Origin of the sequence: Rahnella variigena (assembly GCF_003610915.1) — a bacterium.
GTDB classification, from domain to species: domain Bacteria; phylum Pseudomonadota; class Gammaproteobacteria; order Enterobacterales; family Enterobacteriaceae; genus Rahnella; species Rahnella variigena.
This window is the reverse complement of record NZ_NSDJ01000001.1, coordinates 4,511,299-4,526,098: the sequence shown is the minus strand read 5'-3', so window position 1 is coordinate 4,526,098 and position 14,800 is coordinate 4,511,299. Positions and strand designations below refer to the sequence as shown.

Genomic DNA, 14,800 nt, shown 5'->3' with positions numbered 1-14,800 from the left:
TGTACGTTGCATAATCCGCGGGAAAAACCGGATAATGCGCAACTGTTTGTTGCATAAACCGGACGAATCATGGACAGAATTACCGCTGCACAAGTGTTTGTTGCCATCGTTGAACGGGGAAGCATGATCAATGCTGCCGAGTCGCTGAATATGTCGCGGGCGATGGTGACGCGTTATTTGTCGGAGATGGAAAAGTGGTCGGGCGCGCGCCTGCTGCACCGTTCTACCCGCAAACTCAGCCTGACGGATGCGGGCGAAAACACGCTGGCGCGTTGCCGGAAAATGTTGTCAGTGGCGGCGGAAATGGCCAGCGTCGCGGATACGGGCGATGAAGCGCTGCGCGGTTTGCTGCGTCTGAGTTGTTCACAATCATTCGGGCAGGGCGCCGTGGTGATTGCGGTCACCGAGTTTTTGCGGCGACACCCGCAGGTCAGTATCGATCTTCAGCTGGAAAGCCGGGCGATCAATCTGGTCGAAGACCGTATCGATCTGGCGCTGCGTATTACTAACGATCTGGATCCGAATCTGATCGCCCGGCCGCTGGCGTTGTGTCCTTCCGTGGTATGCGCTTCTCCGGCTTATCTCGCCGCGCAGGGCACGCCGCAACATCCGCAGGATCTGGCGGTGCATAATTGTCTGACGTACACGTACTTCGGCAAAAGCCTGTGGCAATTTGAACGGCAGGGCGAGCAGGTGGCGATCCCGGTGAGCGGCAATCTGAGCGCCAATGAATCGCTGGTACTGCTGACCGGCGCGGTGGAAGGCGCGGGGATTGTCATGCAGCCTTATTACTCGGCAGCGCCGCTGATTGCCAGCGGGCAACTGGTTCCGTTACTTGAACAGTGGCAGCCGCAGGAAATGGGGATTTATGCGATTTATGCATCACGACGGCAAATGCCAAAGGCGTTGCGTGCGCTGCTCGATTTTCTGGTGGAGTGGTTTAAAGGGAATCCGCGCTGGATTTCGCTGAAAGAAGAAAAGCGCTGAGCTGACGGGGGAAATAAATCACTGGAATCGGTTCCTTTTCCGCTTTTAGCGCATTTTCCGCAATGTATTGTTATGTAAAGATTAATCCTCAAAACGGATATTTTTCAGGCAGCAAGGGCACAGACTGCGTCTGGTCAAAAGTGTGATCAACGTGGTATTTAAGCCAGTCCGGTGTCATACCGGAGCCTTTACTCATAACTAAAAATATCCGGAGTTTTTATGCCTGTCGCACTCCTGGCACTGGCGCTAAGCGCGTTTGCCATCGGTACCACCGAATTCGTCATTATGGGGCTGCTCCCCAACGTGGCGGGGGATCTGAATGTCAGTATTCCTTCTGCAGGCTGGTTAATCAGCGGATACGCACTGGGCGTGGCGATCGGCGCGCCGATCATGGCCGTGCTGACGGCAAAACTGCCGCGCAAGAAAACCCTGCTGCTGCTGATGAGCATCTTTATTATTGGCAACGTGATGTGCGCGCTTTCCTATAGCTACGGTTTCCTGATGCTGTCGCGTGTCATTACCGCGCTGTGTCACGGTGCCTTCTTCGGGATTGGCGCGGTGGTGGCGGCAAGTCTGGTGGCACCTAACCGCCGTGCTTCAGCCGTTGCGCTGATGTTTACCGGCCTGACGCTGGCTAACGTGCTGGGTGTTCCGCTCGGTACCGCGCTCGGGCAGGCTTTCGGCTGGCGTTCAACATTCTGGGTAGTGGCCGTGATTGGTGTGGCGTCGCTGTTTGCACTGTATAAAAAACTGCCGGATAAGAAAGAAGAAGAGCCGACCGATCTGCGCAAGGAAATCCGTGCGCTGGGCAGCCTTGGTTTGTGGCTGTCGCTGTCGATCACCATTTTCTTTGCGGCGGCGATGTTTGCGCTGTTTACCTATATCGCGCCGATCCTGACGCAAATCACCGGCGTAACTGAGCACGGTGTCAGCTGGACGCTGCTGCTGATTGGCCTCGGTCTGACCATCGGTAACGTGCTGGGCGGACGTCTGGCCGACTGGCGTCTGGGCATCTCGCTGACCATGACGTTCCTGATGCTCGCCATATTCTCCGTGCTGTTCAGCTACACCAGCGTGCATCTGGTGGCCGCCGAAATCACGCTGTTTATCTGGGCGATGGTGAACTTTGCTGCGGTGCCGGCGCTCCAGGTTAACGTCGTGACTTACGGTAAAAATGCGCCGAATCTGGTTTCCACGCTGAACATTGCCGCCTTTAACGTCGGCAACGCGCTGGGCGCGTGGGTTGGCGGTGCGGTCATTGAACGCGGAATGGGGCTGAGCACCGTGCCGCTGGCGGCGGGCGGACTGGGCGCCATCGGCTTCGTGCTGTGTGTGATCACTTTCCGCCGTGCGGCGAAGAAAGCGGAAAAAGCCGTCGCGTAAATCAGTACATTGAGAGATAAGGCGGCCGGAGAGGCCCTCAGTTGCAGGGCCGATAACAACCGGGACGATTATTTGCGCAATGTGCTGAATTTTTCGGTAATAAGATGAAGCGGTTCGAAATTATCCTTACGTGCAAGGAGCCGGGTTTCCTCCAGGCTGGCGGCAAAATCTTCCCACGGTAATATCTGTTCAACAGCAGACAGAGGATCTTCGCCTGCGTTGCGTGCATCCAAGATAGCCTGTCCAACGGAAACATACTGCCGTAATTTCTACTGTATCAGCTTGCCCGTTTTCTGAAGGCGTTCGGCCTGCTGACGTTTTGCCCGACTGAACATACTGCCCAGTATGCGTTCATGCAGTTCTATAATTTCATCAATGATTGTGGCTCTGGCCTCAGTCAGTACACAGACCATTGTTGCGTATCGACGAGTAGGGGAAAAATCAGCTAAATCCCGGCTGCTCATTTTGCGGCCTTCCCGCGCCAGTTTCAGCAGCCGGTTCTGATGAACTGTTTTATCCACGCCTTCCGGTAGCACCAGTGCTTCAATGGCGTTAAGGCGGTCGATATGTTGTAGGACATTCTTTCCATTGATCTTCCCAGGAGGCTGAAGCAACCACGTTAAACGAGAAATTTGCTTTTCAGTTGTCACCAGTAGCGCATCAAACGCTGATTTATGCGTGGCGCTAAGGTGCGTATTCAGCGTTGTATAAACCGCTTTATCACCCTGCAAAAAATGTTCATCAGAGCTTATTTAAGGGCATCGACGGAAGATCAGTTCGCCGATCGGGCAAAAGAGATGCTGGAGCAGTTCGTCCAGGAGCGGGGCATAAAATCGCCAGCTACTATCGGGAGAACATCAGCGGTACAAAACTTGACCGTCCGGAGCTTGGCCGCTTACTGATGGACAGTCACCGTAATGATATTTTGCTGGTCGAGCAGATAGACCGCCTGACCCGTCTGAGTAACAGCGACTGGATGACGCTGAAAAAGCAGATAGAACAACAAGAGTTGCGGATTGTCAGCCTGGATGTCCCCACTTCATGGCAGGCGCTGTCAGATAAAGACCCTTCGCAGGTCGACCCTATCACCCGCGCAGTAATAACCGCCATTAACAATATGCTTATCGACCTGATGGCCGCAATGTCACATAAGGACTGGCTGAGTCGCCGCCAGCGACAAAAACAGGGAATTGAGCGGGCGCATACGCTGGGTAAATATCGGGGTAAGCAAGCCGATCAGGATCGGCATCAGAAAGTCCTGTACTACCGGCAGGTCAAGAAACTCAGTATCAGGGAAACAGCGGATGCAACGGGATACAGCCCTTCCCAGATATGCCGCATTCAGGCGCTGTACCGACAATCAGAAGCGAGTGATTTTGGTTAAGTCGTGATTACTGTATGATGCCGGTGAGTATAACCGCTTATATATTGAGGGATTAATAATGGCAAGAGCACTGGCCTGCCTGGGCGACAAAACAAGTTATGGGGAAATCATTTCTGCCACTGCGACCTGGTTTGAGGGAAATAAAGCAATAGCCCGGACCGGTGACAAGGCATCATGCAGTAAATGTGATGGTTATTTTGAACTTCTGGCTTCGGCTCAGGACTGGGCCGAAGAAGGGCGGGCTTATGTTGCCACGGGTGACAGAGTGTTATGCCATTGCCCGGACCATTACGTTTTCGGCTCTGCCACACAGTATACCAGCACGATGCCGGGTACCCTGATCTCCCGCAATACCCATCATACCTCCATTCCTGCACAGCAAGCTCAGGACTCCAGCGCCCGGAACTGTATTCGCTTTCAGTGCGCTGGTGACGAGGGGCAGCTAATGGCCGGTTGCCGTTATACCCTGATGTTCCCGGACGGACGCTCTGAAGCTGGCGTTACCGATGAGCACGGGGTTTACCGGATGGCATTATGCCGAATCGGTAAACGATATCAGCCTGCATATTCTTACGGACTGAGGAAAACATGTATGTCAGACAACAGATGGAGCGGTGTGCACGGCAAAAACTCCGGGCTTGATGGTGATAAAACGTCAACAGGGGCAGTCTGTTATGCCGGGAGTCAGGGCTGGTCGGTGAACGGAAGGCGAAAGCTCTGCGTGGGCGATAAAACGTCACTCTGCCCGAAATGCGGGCAGCCAGGAGTGATTGCATCCGGCGATCTCCGGCAGACCAACCCACAGGGACGGGCCGTAGCCGTCAATGGTTCACCAGTGCGCTGTGGATGTGAGACCGGAACGAACTTCGTTATTGCGGCGGGAAATCCTTCAACGGGAAAAATTGTCAGCGCACAGAGCCAGCCTGCACAGCAACCTTCTTCACGTAAAACCCTTCGTTTTCAGTGTGCCGATGATGATGGCAGGCTGATGGTGAATTGTCGGTATGTTCTGATGTTCCCGGACGGTCATACAGAAACGGGGAATATGGATAGCCAGGGGATGACAGAGTGGCATTATGCTGAATCTGCTGAAAATATTAACCTGCATATATTAATGGATTAATGATGGCTGTTTACCACCTCAGTACCCGTATTAACTCTAATGTCCCGGCTGATTCTTTGTTGTATGACCTGTGTATTTATCGCATGGACGCCAGCAGGAATAAATATCCCCTGGTGGATGTGAAACAACAGCCGTTTCTGGGAAATTATGAAACACAGAGCCACATGACCGGAAATATAAATGAGTCACTCTCAACCATTTATATTATGGAAATGAAGCTTTACCGAAAAACCATGTTGCATACGCACTGTGTAACGCCTGTTCCGTTCACTAAGATGTACACCCTGGAAGAATTTGCGTCAGGCAAAGCCTGGTCTCCGGTTAAGCGGGAGAACCCCTGCTATTTTGAATCAAAAGGGACAATGAAGCCTGAGAGTCAGGGGGGGGAAACAAAGCAGATTAAAATCACTATCCCGGAGCGACCATTTGTTGCGAAAGAATATCCTATCGGAACACCGCAGGATCCGTTTGAAAGAAACAAAATTGAAGCGGATATTCAGGATAGATTCAGCAATCTCTCTTATCCTTCTCAATCCGGGGCTAGTGTGTGTGGCCCTGCTGCATTTTTTTACTGTCTGCAAAAAGACCGCCCTGATGTTTATGCACAGGCTGCCCGTGAACTTTGGCGATATGGCAAAACCAGAATCGGTGACCTTGAGATAGAACCTAGTGAGGGATGCCGCCATCCTACGGGGCATTTTTATAACAATATCTCCGGCCTTGACTGGATGACTCTGGCAGGGCTAAGAGATTCAGAGAATACAATATTTAGCTTTGATACCCTTGACTCTCCTGTTGCTGGCGTCACTCTGTGGAAAACGCTAACGGAATGGTTTGAAAAAGCTGGTTATGAGAAGGTGTTCAGCAATGTCGGGATAGCACAGGCTGGCATTCAGGGTATTCGAGATTTAAATGAATATATTAATAAAGGTTATAAAGTCATCACCCTTATTAATGATGGATTATTAAATGGAAGCTTGTCTGATAAATTGACAGTACCCACTCACTGGATTGTCTGGGATGGTCCTGTAACACAGGATATTAGTGGAGCAGTTCATTTGAAATTATTTTCATGGGGACAAGTGGAAAATCAAATAAAGCATGGGAAAAATATCTATTTTTTCATCAATCGATTTTTTGGGGGAGTGGTTTTTAAACCATTAAAATAAAAATGCGAACTATAAACTTTCTTATTATTGGTTGTACGTTTTTTCTTTCTGCATGTAGTTTATTAAGCCCGAAAGCCGAGTATATTCCAGAAAGCAGTAGATTGAAATCAGCCTCAGTGGGTGTTCCTTACTTTTTTAAAATAGATATTATTGGCGGGCCTGTTATGGGCGGATGGTATCACCAACGATCTGGTTATATTCCTGGTACTGTTACACCATCTGATGCAGGTATTTTCCTGCGAAATTGCTTGTTACCTGACGAAAATACAGATGACTCTATGGCGCATAAAGAGCCACGTTATAATGGAAACTGTGTAGAAGTTTATGGCACACCGAATAAAGTAGTTGAAATTAAGATAAATATTAGTGGTGGAATGTATGGAAGCATGATCGCTCCAGCTAACTATTTTAGTAAAGACTATACGCTGAACGTAGTTAAGCCCTGAAGCAGAAAGGAGCTTCTGGAGAGGATTTAGCGCCCCATCAAGATATGAGAACCCGCTCAGATAGCGGTTTTTTCGTATCTTGATGGTTAAAAAACAGCCTTAACGTACAATAATTTTCGATATCCAAACTGACCCCTATATGCACAGGCGGTCTGGGAACTATGGCGATATGGAAAGACCAAAATAGGTGCACTGGCCATCTCCCCAGGAGAAGGATGTAAACATCCTTCGGGTATGTTTTATACAAGTGGAGGGAAAGCAAGGATATTAGGACTTGACTGGATGACTCTGGCTGGGCTTAGGGATTCAGAGAACACAGTATTAAGTTTTGATGCTCTTGATTCTCCTGTGGCGGGTATCACAATGTGGCAAACACTGACGGAATGGTTTGAGAAAGCCGGTTATGAAGTGATCTTTAGTAATGTAGGGATCACTCAGGCAGGTGTTCAGGGAATAAGAGATTTAAATAAATATGTAGAGAAAGACTATAAAGTCGTCACATTAATAAATGATGGGCTTCTTGATGGCAGTGAGAATAATACAACATTACCTACACACTGGATTGTGTGGGATGGTTCTGTAACACAAGATAGTAATGGATATGTTAAATTGAAATTATTTTCTTGGGGGCAGTCAGCTAACTGGATTAAACAGAAAAAAGATTTGCAATTTTTTATCAATAGATTATTCGGGGGGATGGTTTTCAAACCATTAAAATAACCATGAAGATATTTTCTGTTGTTTTTGTTTTATTTGCATTATCAGCGTGTACTTTACATGCTGATGTTACTCCTGATGGTAATGTTCTTAACGATGCCATAGTAGGAACGCCGTATGTCAGTGACATAAATATAAATGGTGGGGCGGTATCTTCTTTAGATTCTAATGGGAAAGAAGGATTTGTAGGTGACATAACTCCATCCGATACAGGATTATTTTTAAGGTATTGTAATGACTCACCAGCTCACAATTGTGTCAGGATTCAGGGGGTGCCAGTAAAGCCTGGAGTTGTCTATGTTCGGGTATCGGGCGGACTGTTTGGTACAAATGTAGCGACAGGCGGCGAATTTGATAAAACCTACACTATTACGATTAAGGATCCAAAAGGATCTTCTTAAGATTGTTTGAGAGGTACTCTCAGCATTGTTCATCAAGATATGAGAACCCGCTCAGAGAGTTGTTTCCTCACATCTGAGCGGTTAAAAAATAACCTTAACGTACAATATTTTCCGTTTCCCAAACGGAGCCCTTGTTCAGCGCGGCTTTAAGGCGATCGGCAAAGCGCTGCGCCTGCTGATGGCAGTGTTCGATAAATGTGTCTACCAGTGCGGAAGCGGGGCGGTGCAGCGGGCGGATCAGGCTGACGGTGAAGGGTACGGCAATGCTGAATTCCCGTAAGACGACGCCGTTCTCGCTGTTTTTAACAGAGCCGCTCTCGCTGTTTTTAACAGAATAGTCCAGCGCGGTCAGCGGATTGACAATCGACACGCCCGCGCCTTCGCGCACCATGCTGCACACCGACGCCGCACTGTGGGTTTCCATCACCAGTCGCCGCGTAACCTGTTGTTCCGTAAATAAAGTATCCAGCAGTTGCCGGTAACTGTCAGTCGCCGACAGGCTGATATAATTCAGGCCGCTGAAATCTTGTGGCGTGAGTCGTGATTTCTCAGCCAGAGGATGTCCGGCAGGCAGTACGCAGACTTCATTCAGCGTCAGCAGCGTCTGGCGTTCGGTTCCGGCAGGCGTCTGGGTATTTTCCGTCAGCCCTAAATCATGGCGCTGCGCAGACAGCCATTCTTCAAGCAGCGGCGATTCCTGCGGCACAATATTGAAACTGACGTCAGGGTAACGGTCGAGGAACGGTTTACACACCGCAGGCAGCAGCGACTGACTGAACACCGGCAGGCAGGCGATTGAGAGCTGTGCCTGCTCGAACTGGCGGATCCCTTCCGCCGCGCTGATGATCCTGTCCAGCCCGTAATATGAGCGCTGCACTTCCTCAAACAGCCGCAGACCCTGAACGGTAGGATATAAACGCCCGCGCAGGCGTTCGAATAATTGCAAATTCAGCAGCTTTTCGCAGCGTGCCAGTTCGCGGCTGACTGTCGGCTGTGAGGTATTGAGCAGCGCGGCAGCTTCAGTCAGATTGCCGGTGGTCATTACCGCATGAAAAATTTCGATATGGCGCAGGGAAATCGCAGGCATGGTTTATCCGGTAAACGGCGTGATTTATCCATATCATAAATGAATAGACTGGCCTGAAATAGATATTTTATCGCCAGATTGTTACGCGGCATACTGAGGGAAATATGACTGAATTCACCTGACGGAAAATCTTATGCCACGCGCCCTGAACGATATGTCTACCGCGCTTAATGCCGCGAACTTACTGGCTCTGCCGCAACAATTTGGCTGCCCTGTGTGGGCGTATGATGCGGAGATTATTAAAGCGCGCATCGCGCAGTTGCGTCAGTTTGACGTCGTCCGTTTTGCACAAAAAGCCTGTTCCAACATTCATATTCTGCGTCTGATGCGCGAGCAGGGCGTGAAGGTCGATTCTGTTTCGCTGGGCGAGATTGAACGTGCGCTGGTGGCCGGTTTTATTCCGGGCCGCGAAGACAGTGAGATTGTGTTCACCGCAGACGTGCTGGATCAGCCGACGCTGGAACGCGTGACGGCGCTGGATATTCCGGTGAACGCTGGTTCCATCGACATGCTCAGTCAGATTGGTCAGCATAAAGCCGGGCATCCGGTGTGGCTGCGCGTCAATCCGGGCTTCGGTCACGGACACAGCCAGAAAACCAACACCGGCGGTGAAAACAGCAAACACGGGATCTGGTATGCCGATTTGCCACAGGCGCTGGCAGAAATCGCCCGTTACGGCCTGAAACTGGTGGGTATTCATATGCATATCGGTTCCGGCGTGGATTACGGCCATCTTGAGCAGGTTTGCGATGCGATGGTGCGTCAGGTGATTGAAACCGGACAAGATATTGAAGCGATTTCAGCCGGCGGTGGTCTGTCGATCCCGTATCATTTTGAAGAAGAATCCATTGATACCGGCCACTATTTTGGCCTGTGGAACCGTGCGCGTGAGCAAATCGCTGCGCATCTGGGGCATGAAATTAAACTGGAGATCGAGCCGGGGCGGTTCCTGGTGGCGGAAGCTGGCGTGCTGGTGGCGCAAATCCGTGCGGTGAAAGACATGGGCAGCCGTCATTTTGTGCTGTGTGATGCAGGTTTTAACGACCTGATGCGTCCGGCGATGTACGGCAGCTATCACCATATTTCGCTGTTACCGGCCGATGGCCGCGAGGTGAGCGGACAACCGCTGACGGATTCCGTGATCGCCGGTCCTTTGTGCGAATCCGGTGACGTGTTTACCCAGCAGGCAGGCGGCGGAGTGGAAACCTTCCCGCTGCCGCCGGTACACATCGGCGATTATCTGGTGTTCCACGATACCGGCGCGTACGGCGCATCGATGTCATCGAACTACAACACCCGTCCTCTGCTGCCGGAAGTGTTGTTTGAGAATGGCGTGCCGCGGTTGATTCGTCGCAGGCAGACGGTGGAAGAGTTAATTGCTCTGGAATTGTAGTCCCTGCTCCTGAATGTGAGAGGGAATTTGCTCTGCTCCTCCCCCTGCGAAGGGGGAGGTCGGGAGGGGGTTTTAAATACAAAGCAATGAGTTAAAGCACACTTTGAATTTTGTTTTGGACCTTAATACCCCACCCCAGCCCTCCCCTTCGCAGGGGAGGGAGCTTACTTATCAAACATCTCTTTTCTCAGTAACACGATCTCTTCGGCCAGATCACGGCACAGCATGGCGGTCATCAGATGATCCTGCGAGTGCACCATGATCAGATTCACCGGGATTTTGCCCACGCCTTCATCCAGACCAATCAGTTGCGTCTGGACTTTGTGTGCGACCCGCGCCGCGTCGTCCGAGGCTTTCAGCATCGCATCAGCCTGTGCCCACTCTTTTTTACGTGCGTGCTGAATTGCCATCATTGCGTTAGATCGTGCTTCTCCGGCGTTGATCAATAACTCCATCACCGTTTGTTCCAGATCGAATTCCATCGAAAACTCCAAATTGGTATACCAGAAAAGTGTGAATTCATCATATTGGAATTCCAATATTCACATGTGAGAACGCTGTCACAGAAATTAATTCGTATTCCGCTATTTTTTGGCATGCCACATTACGGAAAGTTCGCCGGAAAGTGGCCGACAGGATAATTAACAGAACCGGATTCTGACTCCGCTTCGGACGACACCTTTAATCCTCATTCAATATAAAAAGGTGAAGACGAAACCAACACCTGTGAAGTATAGAAAAAAGAAAATGAGGTGCTGTCATGTCACTGAAAGACCGTTTTATCGATTCTCTCGGGGGATTCGCCAATACCTTTAATAGCCTCAGATATATCATGGCTATTAAGGCGTCTTTTATCACGTTAATGCCCGTTATTATTGTGGGGGCATTCTCAGTTTTAATTTCTAATATGGTTATGGATCCGAAAAACGGATTAGCCCATTTTGAAATGTTCTCCTGGCTGGCAACGCTTAAGCCGATCATGAGCAGTATTAACTACGCCACGCTGAGTTTTCTGACCATCGGTGCCGTATTTTTAATTGGTATTGAACTCGGGAAAATTAACGGTTCACGTTCGTTATTTCCCGGCCTGCTGGCGGTAATTTGTTTTATTGCCGTGACGCCGACCACCGTCGATATGATGGTCAATGGCCAGATGCAGGAAGTCAAAGATGTACTGGCCAAACAGTTCTCCGATACCAAAAGCCTGTTCCTCGGCATGTTTATTGCCATTCTGTCGGTTGAAATTTATTCCCGTCTCGAGCGGATAAACGGCCTGCGTATAAAAATGCCGGAGAGCGTGCCGCCAAACGTGTCGGCATCTTTCTCGGCGTTAATTCCCGCCATTATTACCGTGGTTATCGTCGCGACGTTTGGCTTTGTTTTCCATCGCGTCACCGGCATGTATTTGTACGACGCGGTGTATCAGGTGATTCAGCGTCCGCTGGAATCGGTGATGCAAAGCCTGCCGGGCATCCTGCTGCTGATGTTTGTCGCGCAGCTGTTCTGGGTGATCGGTATTCACGGCAACCAGATGATTAAACCGATCCGCGAACCGCTGCTGCTTGGCGCGATCATGGTCAACATGACGGCGTTTGAGCAGGGCCATGAAGTGCCGAACATCATCACCATGCCGTTCTGGGATGTGTATATGAGCATCGGCGGTTCCGGCTGCACCATCGGTTTGCTGCTGGCGGTGATGCTCGCCACAAGGCGTAAAGAGATGCGCGAAATCGCCAAGCTTTCTCTCGGGCCAGGCTTCTTCAACATCAATGAACCGGTAATTTTCGGTATGCCGATCATGCTCAATCCGATTCTGGCGATCCCGTTCATTATTACGCCGCTGATCACCGGCACCATCGGCTATTTTGCGACGAGCCTTGGTTTCGCCGGACGTGCCGTCGTCATGGTGCCATGGACCACGCCGCCGATTATCAACGCCTGGCTTTCTACTGCGGGGTCGATGGGCGCGGTGGTCACGCAGATTGGCTGCATCGTGGTGGCGGTGCTGATTTATCTGCCGTTTGTGAAAGTGGCTGCACGCCGTGCCGAACAGGCGCAGCTGGAAGCCCTGCAACAGAGCCAGAAACAGGCTGCTACGGCGTAAACCATTCGGAAAAAGAGGGACGTTATGAGTAAGGTTTCAATCGCCATTCCTGACGGATTTATTCTCGGTGCTGCGGCATCTGCGTGGCAGACCGAAGGCTGGAGCGGCAAAAAAGACGGGCAGGATTCGTATCTGGATCTCTGGTACAAAAACAACCGCCATGTCTGGCACAACGGCTACGGCCCGGCGAAAGCCACCGATTTCATCAACCGCTACAAAGAAGATGTGGCGCTGATGAAAGCCAGCGGACTGACGCATTACCGCACGTCGGTTAACTGGTCGCGCTTTTTCACCGACTACGAACGGGGCACAGTCGATGAAGAATACGCCGCCTACATTGACGACTATCTGGATGAGATGAAACGCAACGGCATCGAACCGATGCTGTGTCTGGAGCACTACGAGTTACCGGCGTTTCTGATTGAAAAATACGATGGCTGGAGCTCAAAAAAAGTCGTCGAACTGTTTGTGCTCTACGCGGAAAAAGTCTTTGAACGCTATGCCGGAAAAGTCAGCCGCTGGTTTACCTTCAACGAACCGGTGGTGGTGCAGACCCGCGTGTATCTGGATGCGATCCGCTGGCCGTTCGAACAAAACACCGCCAAATGGATGCAGTGGAATCATCACAAAGTGCTGGCAACCGCCAAAGTGGTCGAGCTGTTTCATCGCAAAAAATATAACGTCGCAGGCACAGTCGGGGTGATTTTAAATCCGGAAGTGACGTACGCCCGCTCATCGGCGGCGCATGACCAAAAGGCGGCGCATTTATACGATTTATTCTACAACCGCGTATTTCTGGATCCGATGATTAAAGGGGAATATCCGCAGGAGTTGCTGGAATTACTCGAAAAGCACGACGTACATTTCGATTATTCAGAAGCAGAACTGGCGGTTATCCGTAATAACACCGTGGATGAAGTGGGTATTAATCTTTATTACCCGCACCGCGTAAAAGCCCCGTCCCGCGAGTGGAATAAAGACACGCCGTTCCATCCGGCGTATTACTACGAACATTTCGAATTACCCGGTCGGCGGATGAATAAATCGCGCGGGTGGGAAATCTATCCAAAAATTGTTTATGACATGGCGATGCGCATTAAAACAGAATACGGAAATATTTCGTGGTTTGTTGCTGAAAACGGTATGGGTATCGAAAATGAAGGTCAGTTCCGCGATGCAAAAAGCGGGGAAATTCAGGACGACTATCGTATTGAATTTGTTGCCGAGCATCTTTACTGGACATTAAAAGCGCGGGAAGACGGTGCGAATTGTCAGGGATATATGCTCTGGGCGTTTACCGATAATGTCTCGCCAATGAACGCGTTTAAAAACCGTTACGGTCTTATTGAAATTGATCTTGATAACAACCGTGATCGCCGTCAGAAGAAATCATCTCACTGGTTTAAATCGCTCAGTGAAAGTGGTGTGTTGTCATTAACGCTCGATGACCAGGAAAAATAACCTAAGGAAAACACTATGAAACGACTCGTTTTAGCCTGTTCGGCAGGGATGTCCACGTCACTGGTGGTCACCAAAATGGAAAAAGAAGCCGCCGCGCGCGGTCTGGAATTTAAGATTTACGCCATCCCGGAAAATAACCTGCGCGATGAACTGGACGCTTATGGCCGTGATATTGTCGCCGTCCTGCTCGGACCGCAGGTGCGCTTTAAGCTGGCGGAGAATAAAAAGCTGACTGATGAGCACGGTATCCCGATTGCAGTGATCGACATGGTGGCTTACGGCACGTTAAACGGTGCAAAAGTGCTGGATCAGGCGCTATCTCTGATACAGTAACATCCGGTCTTTATTGTTTTTGCATCAGGGTGATTGTGTGGAAAAAGGTGTGGTTTCGCAGGACAGAAAGCAGTATCAGGAAATCGGGCACGACCTGCGTGAGCAAATCAAGCAAGGGCATTTCGCCGTGGGATCCCGCCTGCCGCCCGAACGCAATATGGCGGAAACCTACGGCGTCAGCCGGACGATCGTGCGCGAAGCCTTACTGATGCTGGAACTGGAAGGCACGGTGGATATCCGTCAGGGTTCCGGTGTGTACGTGATCCGCATTCCTTCTCAGGAAGAAGGCGAAGACGAACTGATGTATCAGGGGCAGATTGGCCCCTTTGAAATCCTGCAGGCGCGGCAGTTGCTCGAAAGCAATATTGCCGCGTTTGCCGCCAAAATGGCCACCAAAGCGGATATCGAAAACCTGCGCCGCACGCTGGAGCAGGAACAAATCGCCATCGTCGCCAATGATGAAAGCGGTGATAATGACCGGCTGTTCCACCTGCTGATTGCCGGTGCGACGCAAAACCAGATGCTGCTCGATTCGGTGAAAAATATCTGGATGCACCGCGATTCCAGCCCGCTGTGGAAACAGTTACACAGCCATATCGCTACCCGCGGTTACCGCCTGAAATGGCTGGCTGATCATCAGAATATTTTGGCCGCACTGCGCCGCCGCGACGTGATGGGCTCGTATCAGGCGATGTGGCAGCACATGGAAAACGTCAAAAATACGCTGATGGAACTGTCGGATGTCGATGCACCGGAGTTTGACGGTTATCTGTTTGAGTCTGTGCCGATTTTCCAGGGCAAGCTGGTCTGAG

At 50.6% G+C, this 14,800-nt stretch carries 14 protein-coding genes and 2 pseudogenes; 13 read left to right on the top strand and 3 right to left on the bottom strand.

Annotated elements, in window-relative coordinates:
* Positions 1-69: 69 nt before the first annotated feature.
* Both CKQ54_RS20860 and CKQ54_RS20855 read left to right on the top strand, forming a co-directional pair.
* Positions 70-987, top strand: coding sequence for a LysR family transcriptional regulator (locus CKQ54_RS20860; RefSeq protein ID WP_120163080.1), 918 nt, complete (start codon positions 70-72; stop codon positions 985-987).
* A gap of 219 nt (positions 988-1,206) precedes the next feature.
* Entirely contained in the window at positions 1,207-2,370 is a 1,164-nt protein-coding gene (locus CKQ54_RS20855; RefSeq protein WP_120163081.1) for an MFS transporter, read from the top strand.
* Between the two features lie 71 nt (positions 2,371-2,441).
* Here the strand turns inward: CKQ54_RS20855 and CKQ54_RS20850 are convergent.
* Positions 2,442-3,095: pseudogene (locus CKQ54_RS20850) on the bottom strand (Tn3 family transposase); the annotation flags it as partial.
* Positions 3,096-3,104: 9 nt separating this feature from the next.
* Between CKQ54_RS20850 and CKQ54_RS20845 the strand changes: the two are divergent.
* From CKQ54_RS20845 to CKQ54_RS20820, 6 genes and pseudogenes are all read left to right on the top strand, one after another.
* Positions 3,105-3,754: pseudogene (locus CKQ54_RS20845) on the top strand (recombinase family protein).
* 58 nt (positions 3,755-3,812) lie between these two features.
* On the top strand, positions 3,813-4,877 hold the full coding sequence (locus CKQ54_RS25845) for a PAAR domain-containing protein (RefSeq protein ID WP_244220240.1): 1,065 nt from the start codon (positions 3,813-3,815) through the stop codon (positions 4,875-4,877).
* 2 nt (positions 4,878-4,879) lie between these two features.
* Complete coding sequence (locus tag CKQ54_RS20830; protein WP_120163083.1) at positions 4,880-6,046, top strand: hypothetical protein; 1,167 nt, start codon at positions 4,880-4,882, stop codon at positions 6,044-6,046.
* Between the two features lie 101 nt (positions 6,047-6,147).
* Positions 6,148-6,492 (top strand): hypothetical protein, encoded by a 345-nt coding sequence (locus CKQ54_RS25445; protein WP_147412496.1) that lies wholly within the window; start codon positions 6,148-6,150, stop codon positions 6,490-6,492.
* Positions 6,493-6,726: 234 nt separating this feature from the next.
* Entirely contained in the window at positions 6,727-7,212 is a 486-nt protein-coding gene (locus tag CKQ54_RS20825) for a hypothetical protein (RefSeq protein ID WP_244220239.1), read from the top strand.
* Between the two features lie 2 nt (positions 7,213-7,214).
* Entirely contained in the window at positions 7,215-7,610 is a 396-nt protein-coding gene (locus CKQ54_RS20820) for a hypothetical protein (protein ID WP_120163084.1), read from the top strand.
* A 94-nt stretch (positions 7,611-7,704) separates the two neighbouring features.
* Here CKQ54_RS20820 and CKQ54_RS20815 read toward each other — a convergent pair whose 3' ends face one another.
* Positions 7,705-8,697 (bottom strand): LysR family transcriptional regulator, encoded by a 993-nt coding sequence (locus tag CKQ54_RS20815; RefSeq protein ID WP_120163085.1) that lies wholly within the window; start codon positions 8,695-8,697, stop codon positions 7,705-7,707.
* Between the two features lie 133 nt (positions 8,698-8,830).
* Between CKQ54_RS20815 and lysA the strand changes: the two genes are divergently transcribed.
* Positions 8,831-10,090: a diaminopimelate decarboxylase gene (lysA, locus tag CKQ54_RS20810; protein ID WP_120163086.1), complete on the top strand. Its 1,260-nt coding sequence runs from the start codon at positions 8,831-8,833 to the stop codon at positions 10,088-10,090.
* Positions 10,091-10,254: 164 nt separating this feature from the next.
* Here lysA and CKQ54_RS20805 read toward each other — a convergent pair whose 3' ends face one another.
* Positions 10,255-10,572 carry a PTS lactose/cellobiose transporter subunit IIA gene (locus CKQ54_RS20805; protein ID WP_015696044.1) on the bottom strand — a complete coding sequence of 106 codons (318 nt, stop codon included), beginning with the start codon at positions 10,570-10,572 and terminating at the stop codon, positions 10,255-10,257.
* Between the two features lie 278 nt (positions 10,573-10,850).
* Here CKQ54_RS20805 and CKQ54_RS20800 point away from each other — a divergent pair, with 278 nt between their 5' ends.
* Genes CKQ54_RS20800 through CKQ54_RS20785 form a run of 4 tightly spaced genes read left to right on the top strand, consistent with a single transcriptional unit; the run spans position 10,851 to position 14,799 of the window.
* Positions 10,851-12,194 carry a PTS sugar transporter subunit IIC gene (locus CKQ54_RS20800; protein ID WP_113877584.1) on the top strand — a complete coding sequence of 448 codons (1,344 nt, stop codon included), beginning with the start codon at positions 10,851-10,853 and terminating at the stop codon, positions 12,192-12,194.
* A 24-nt stretch (positions 12,195-12,218) separates the two neighbouring features.
* Complete coding sequence (locus CKQ54_RS20795) at positions 12,219-13,655, top strand: glycoside hydrolase family 1 protein (protein ID WP_112288283.1); 1,437 nt, start codon at positions 12,219-12,221, stop codon at positions 13,653-13,655.
* A gap of 15 nt (positions 13,656-13,670) precedes the next feature.
* Complete coding sequence (locus CKQ54_RS20790) at positions 13,671-13,988, top strand: PTS sugar transporter subunit IIB (protein ID WP_112288284.1); 318 nt, start codon at positions 13,671-13,673, stop codon at positions 13,986-13,988.
* 37 nt (positions 13,989-14,025) lie between these two features.
* On the top strand, positions 14,026-14,799 hold the full coding sequence (locus CKQ54_RS20785) for an FCD domain-containing protein (RefSeq protein ID WP_095923259.1): 774 nt from the start codon (positions 14,026-14,028) through the stop codon (positions 14,797-14,799).
* The last annotated feature ends 1 nt before the right edge of the window (position 14,800 follow it).

Coding starts and splice junctions, on each gene's coding strand:
- CKQ54_RS20860 (WP_120163080.1), top strand. CDS start 70: ATGGACAGAATTACCGCTGCACAAGTGTTTGTTGCCATCGTTGAACGG.
- CKQ54_RS20855 (WP_120163081.1), top strand. CDS start 1,207: ATGCCTGTCGCACTCCTGGCACTGGCGCTAAGCGCGTTTGCCATCGGT.
- CKQ54_RS25845 (WP_244220240.1), top strand. CDS start 3,813: ATGGCAAGAGCACTGGCCTGCCTGGGCGACAAAACAAGTTATGGGGAA.
- CKQ54_RS20830 (WP_120163083.1), top strand. CDS start 4,880: ATGGCTGTTTACCACCTCAGTACCCGTATTAACTCTAATGTCCCGGCT.
- CKQ54_RS20825 (WP_244220239.1), top strand. CDS start 6,727: ATGTTTTATACAAGTGGAGGGAAAGCAAGGATATTAGGACTTGACTGG.
- CKQ54_RS20820 (WP_120163084.1), top strand. CDS start 7,215: ATGAAGATATTTTCTGTTGTTTTTGTTTTATTTGCATTATCAGCGTGT.
- CKQ54_RS20815 (WP_120163085.1), bottom strand. CDS start 8,697: ATGCCTGCGATTTCCCTGCGCCATATCGAAATTTTTCATGCGGTAATG.
- lysA (WP_120163086.1), top strand. CDS start 8,831: ATGCCACGCGCCCTGAACGATATGTCTACCGCGCTTAATGCCGCGAAC.
- CKQ54_RS20805 (WP_015696044.1), bottom strand. CDS start 10,572: ATGGAATTCGATCTGGAACAAACGGTGATGGAGTTATTGATCAACGCC.
- CKQ54_RS20800 (WP_113877584.1), top strand. CDS start 10,851: ATGTCACTGAAAGACCGTTTTATCGATTCTCTCGGGGGATTCGCCAAT.
- CKQ54_RS20795 (WP_112288283.1), top strand. CDS start 12,219: ATGAGTAAGGTTTCAATCGCCATTCCTGACGGATTTATTCTCGGTGCT.
- CKQ54_RS20790 (WP_112288284.1), top strand. CDS start 13,671: ATGAAACGACTCGTTTTAGCCTGTTCGGCAGGGATGTCCACGTCACTG.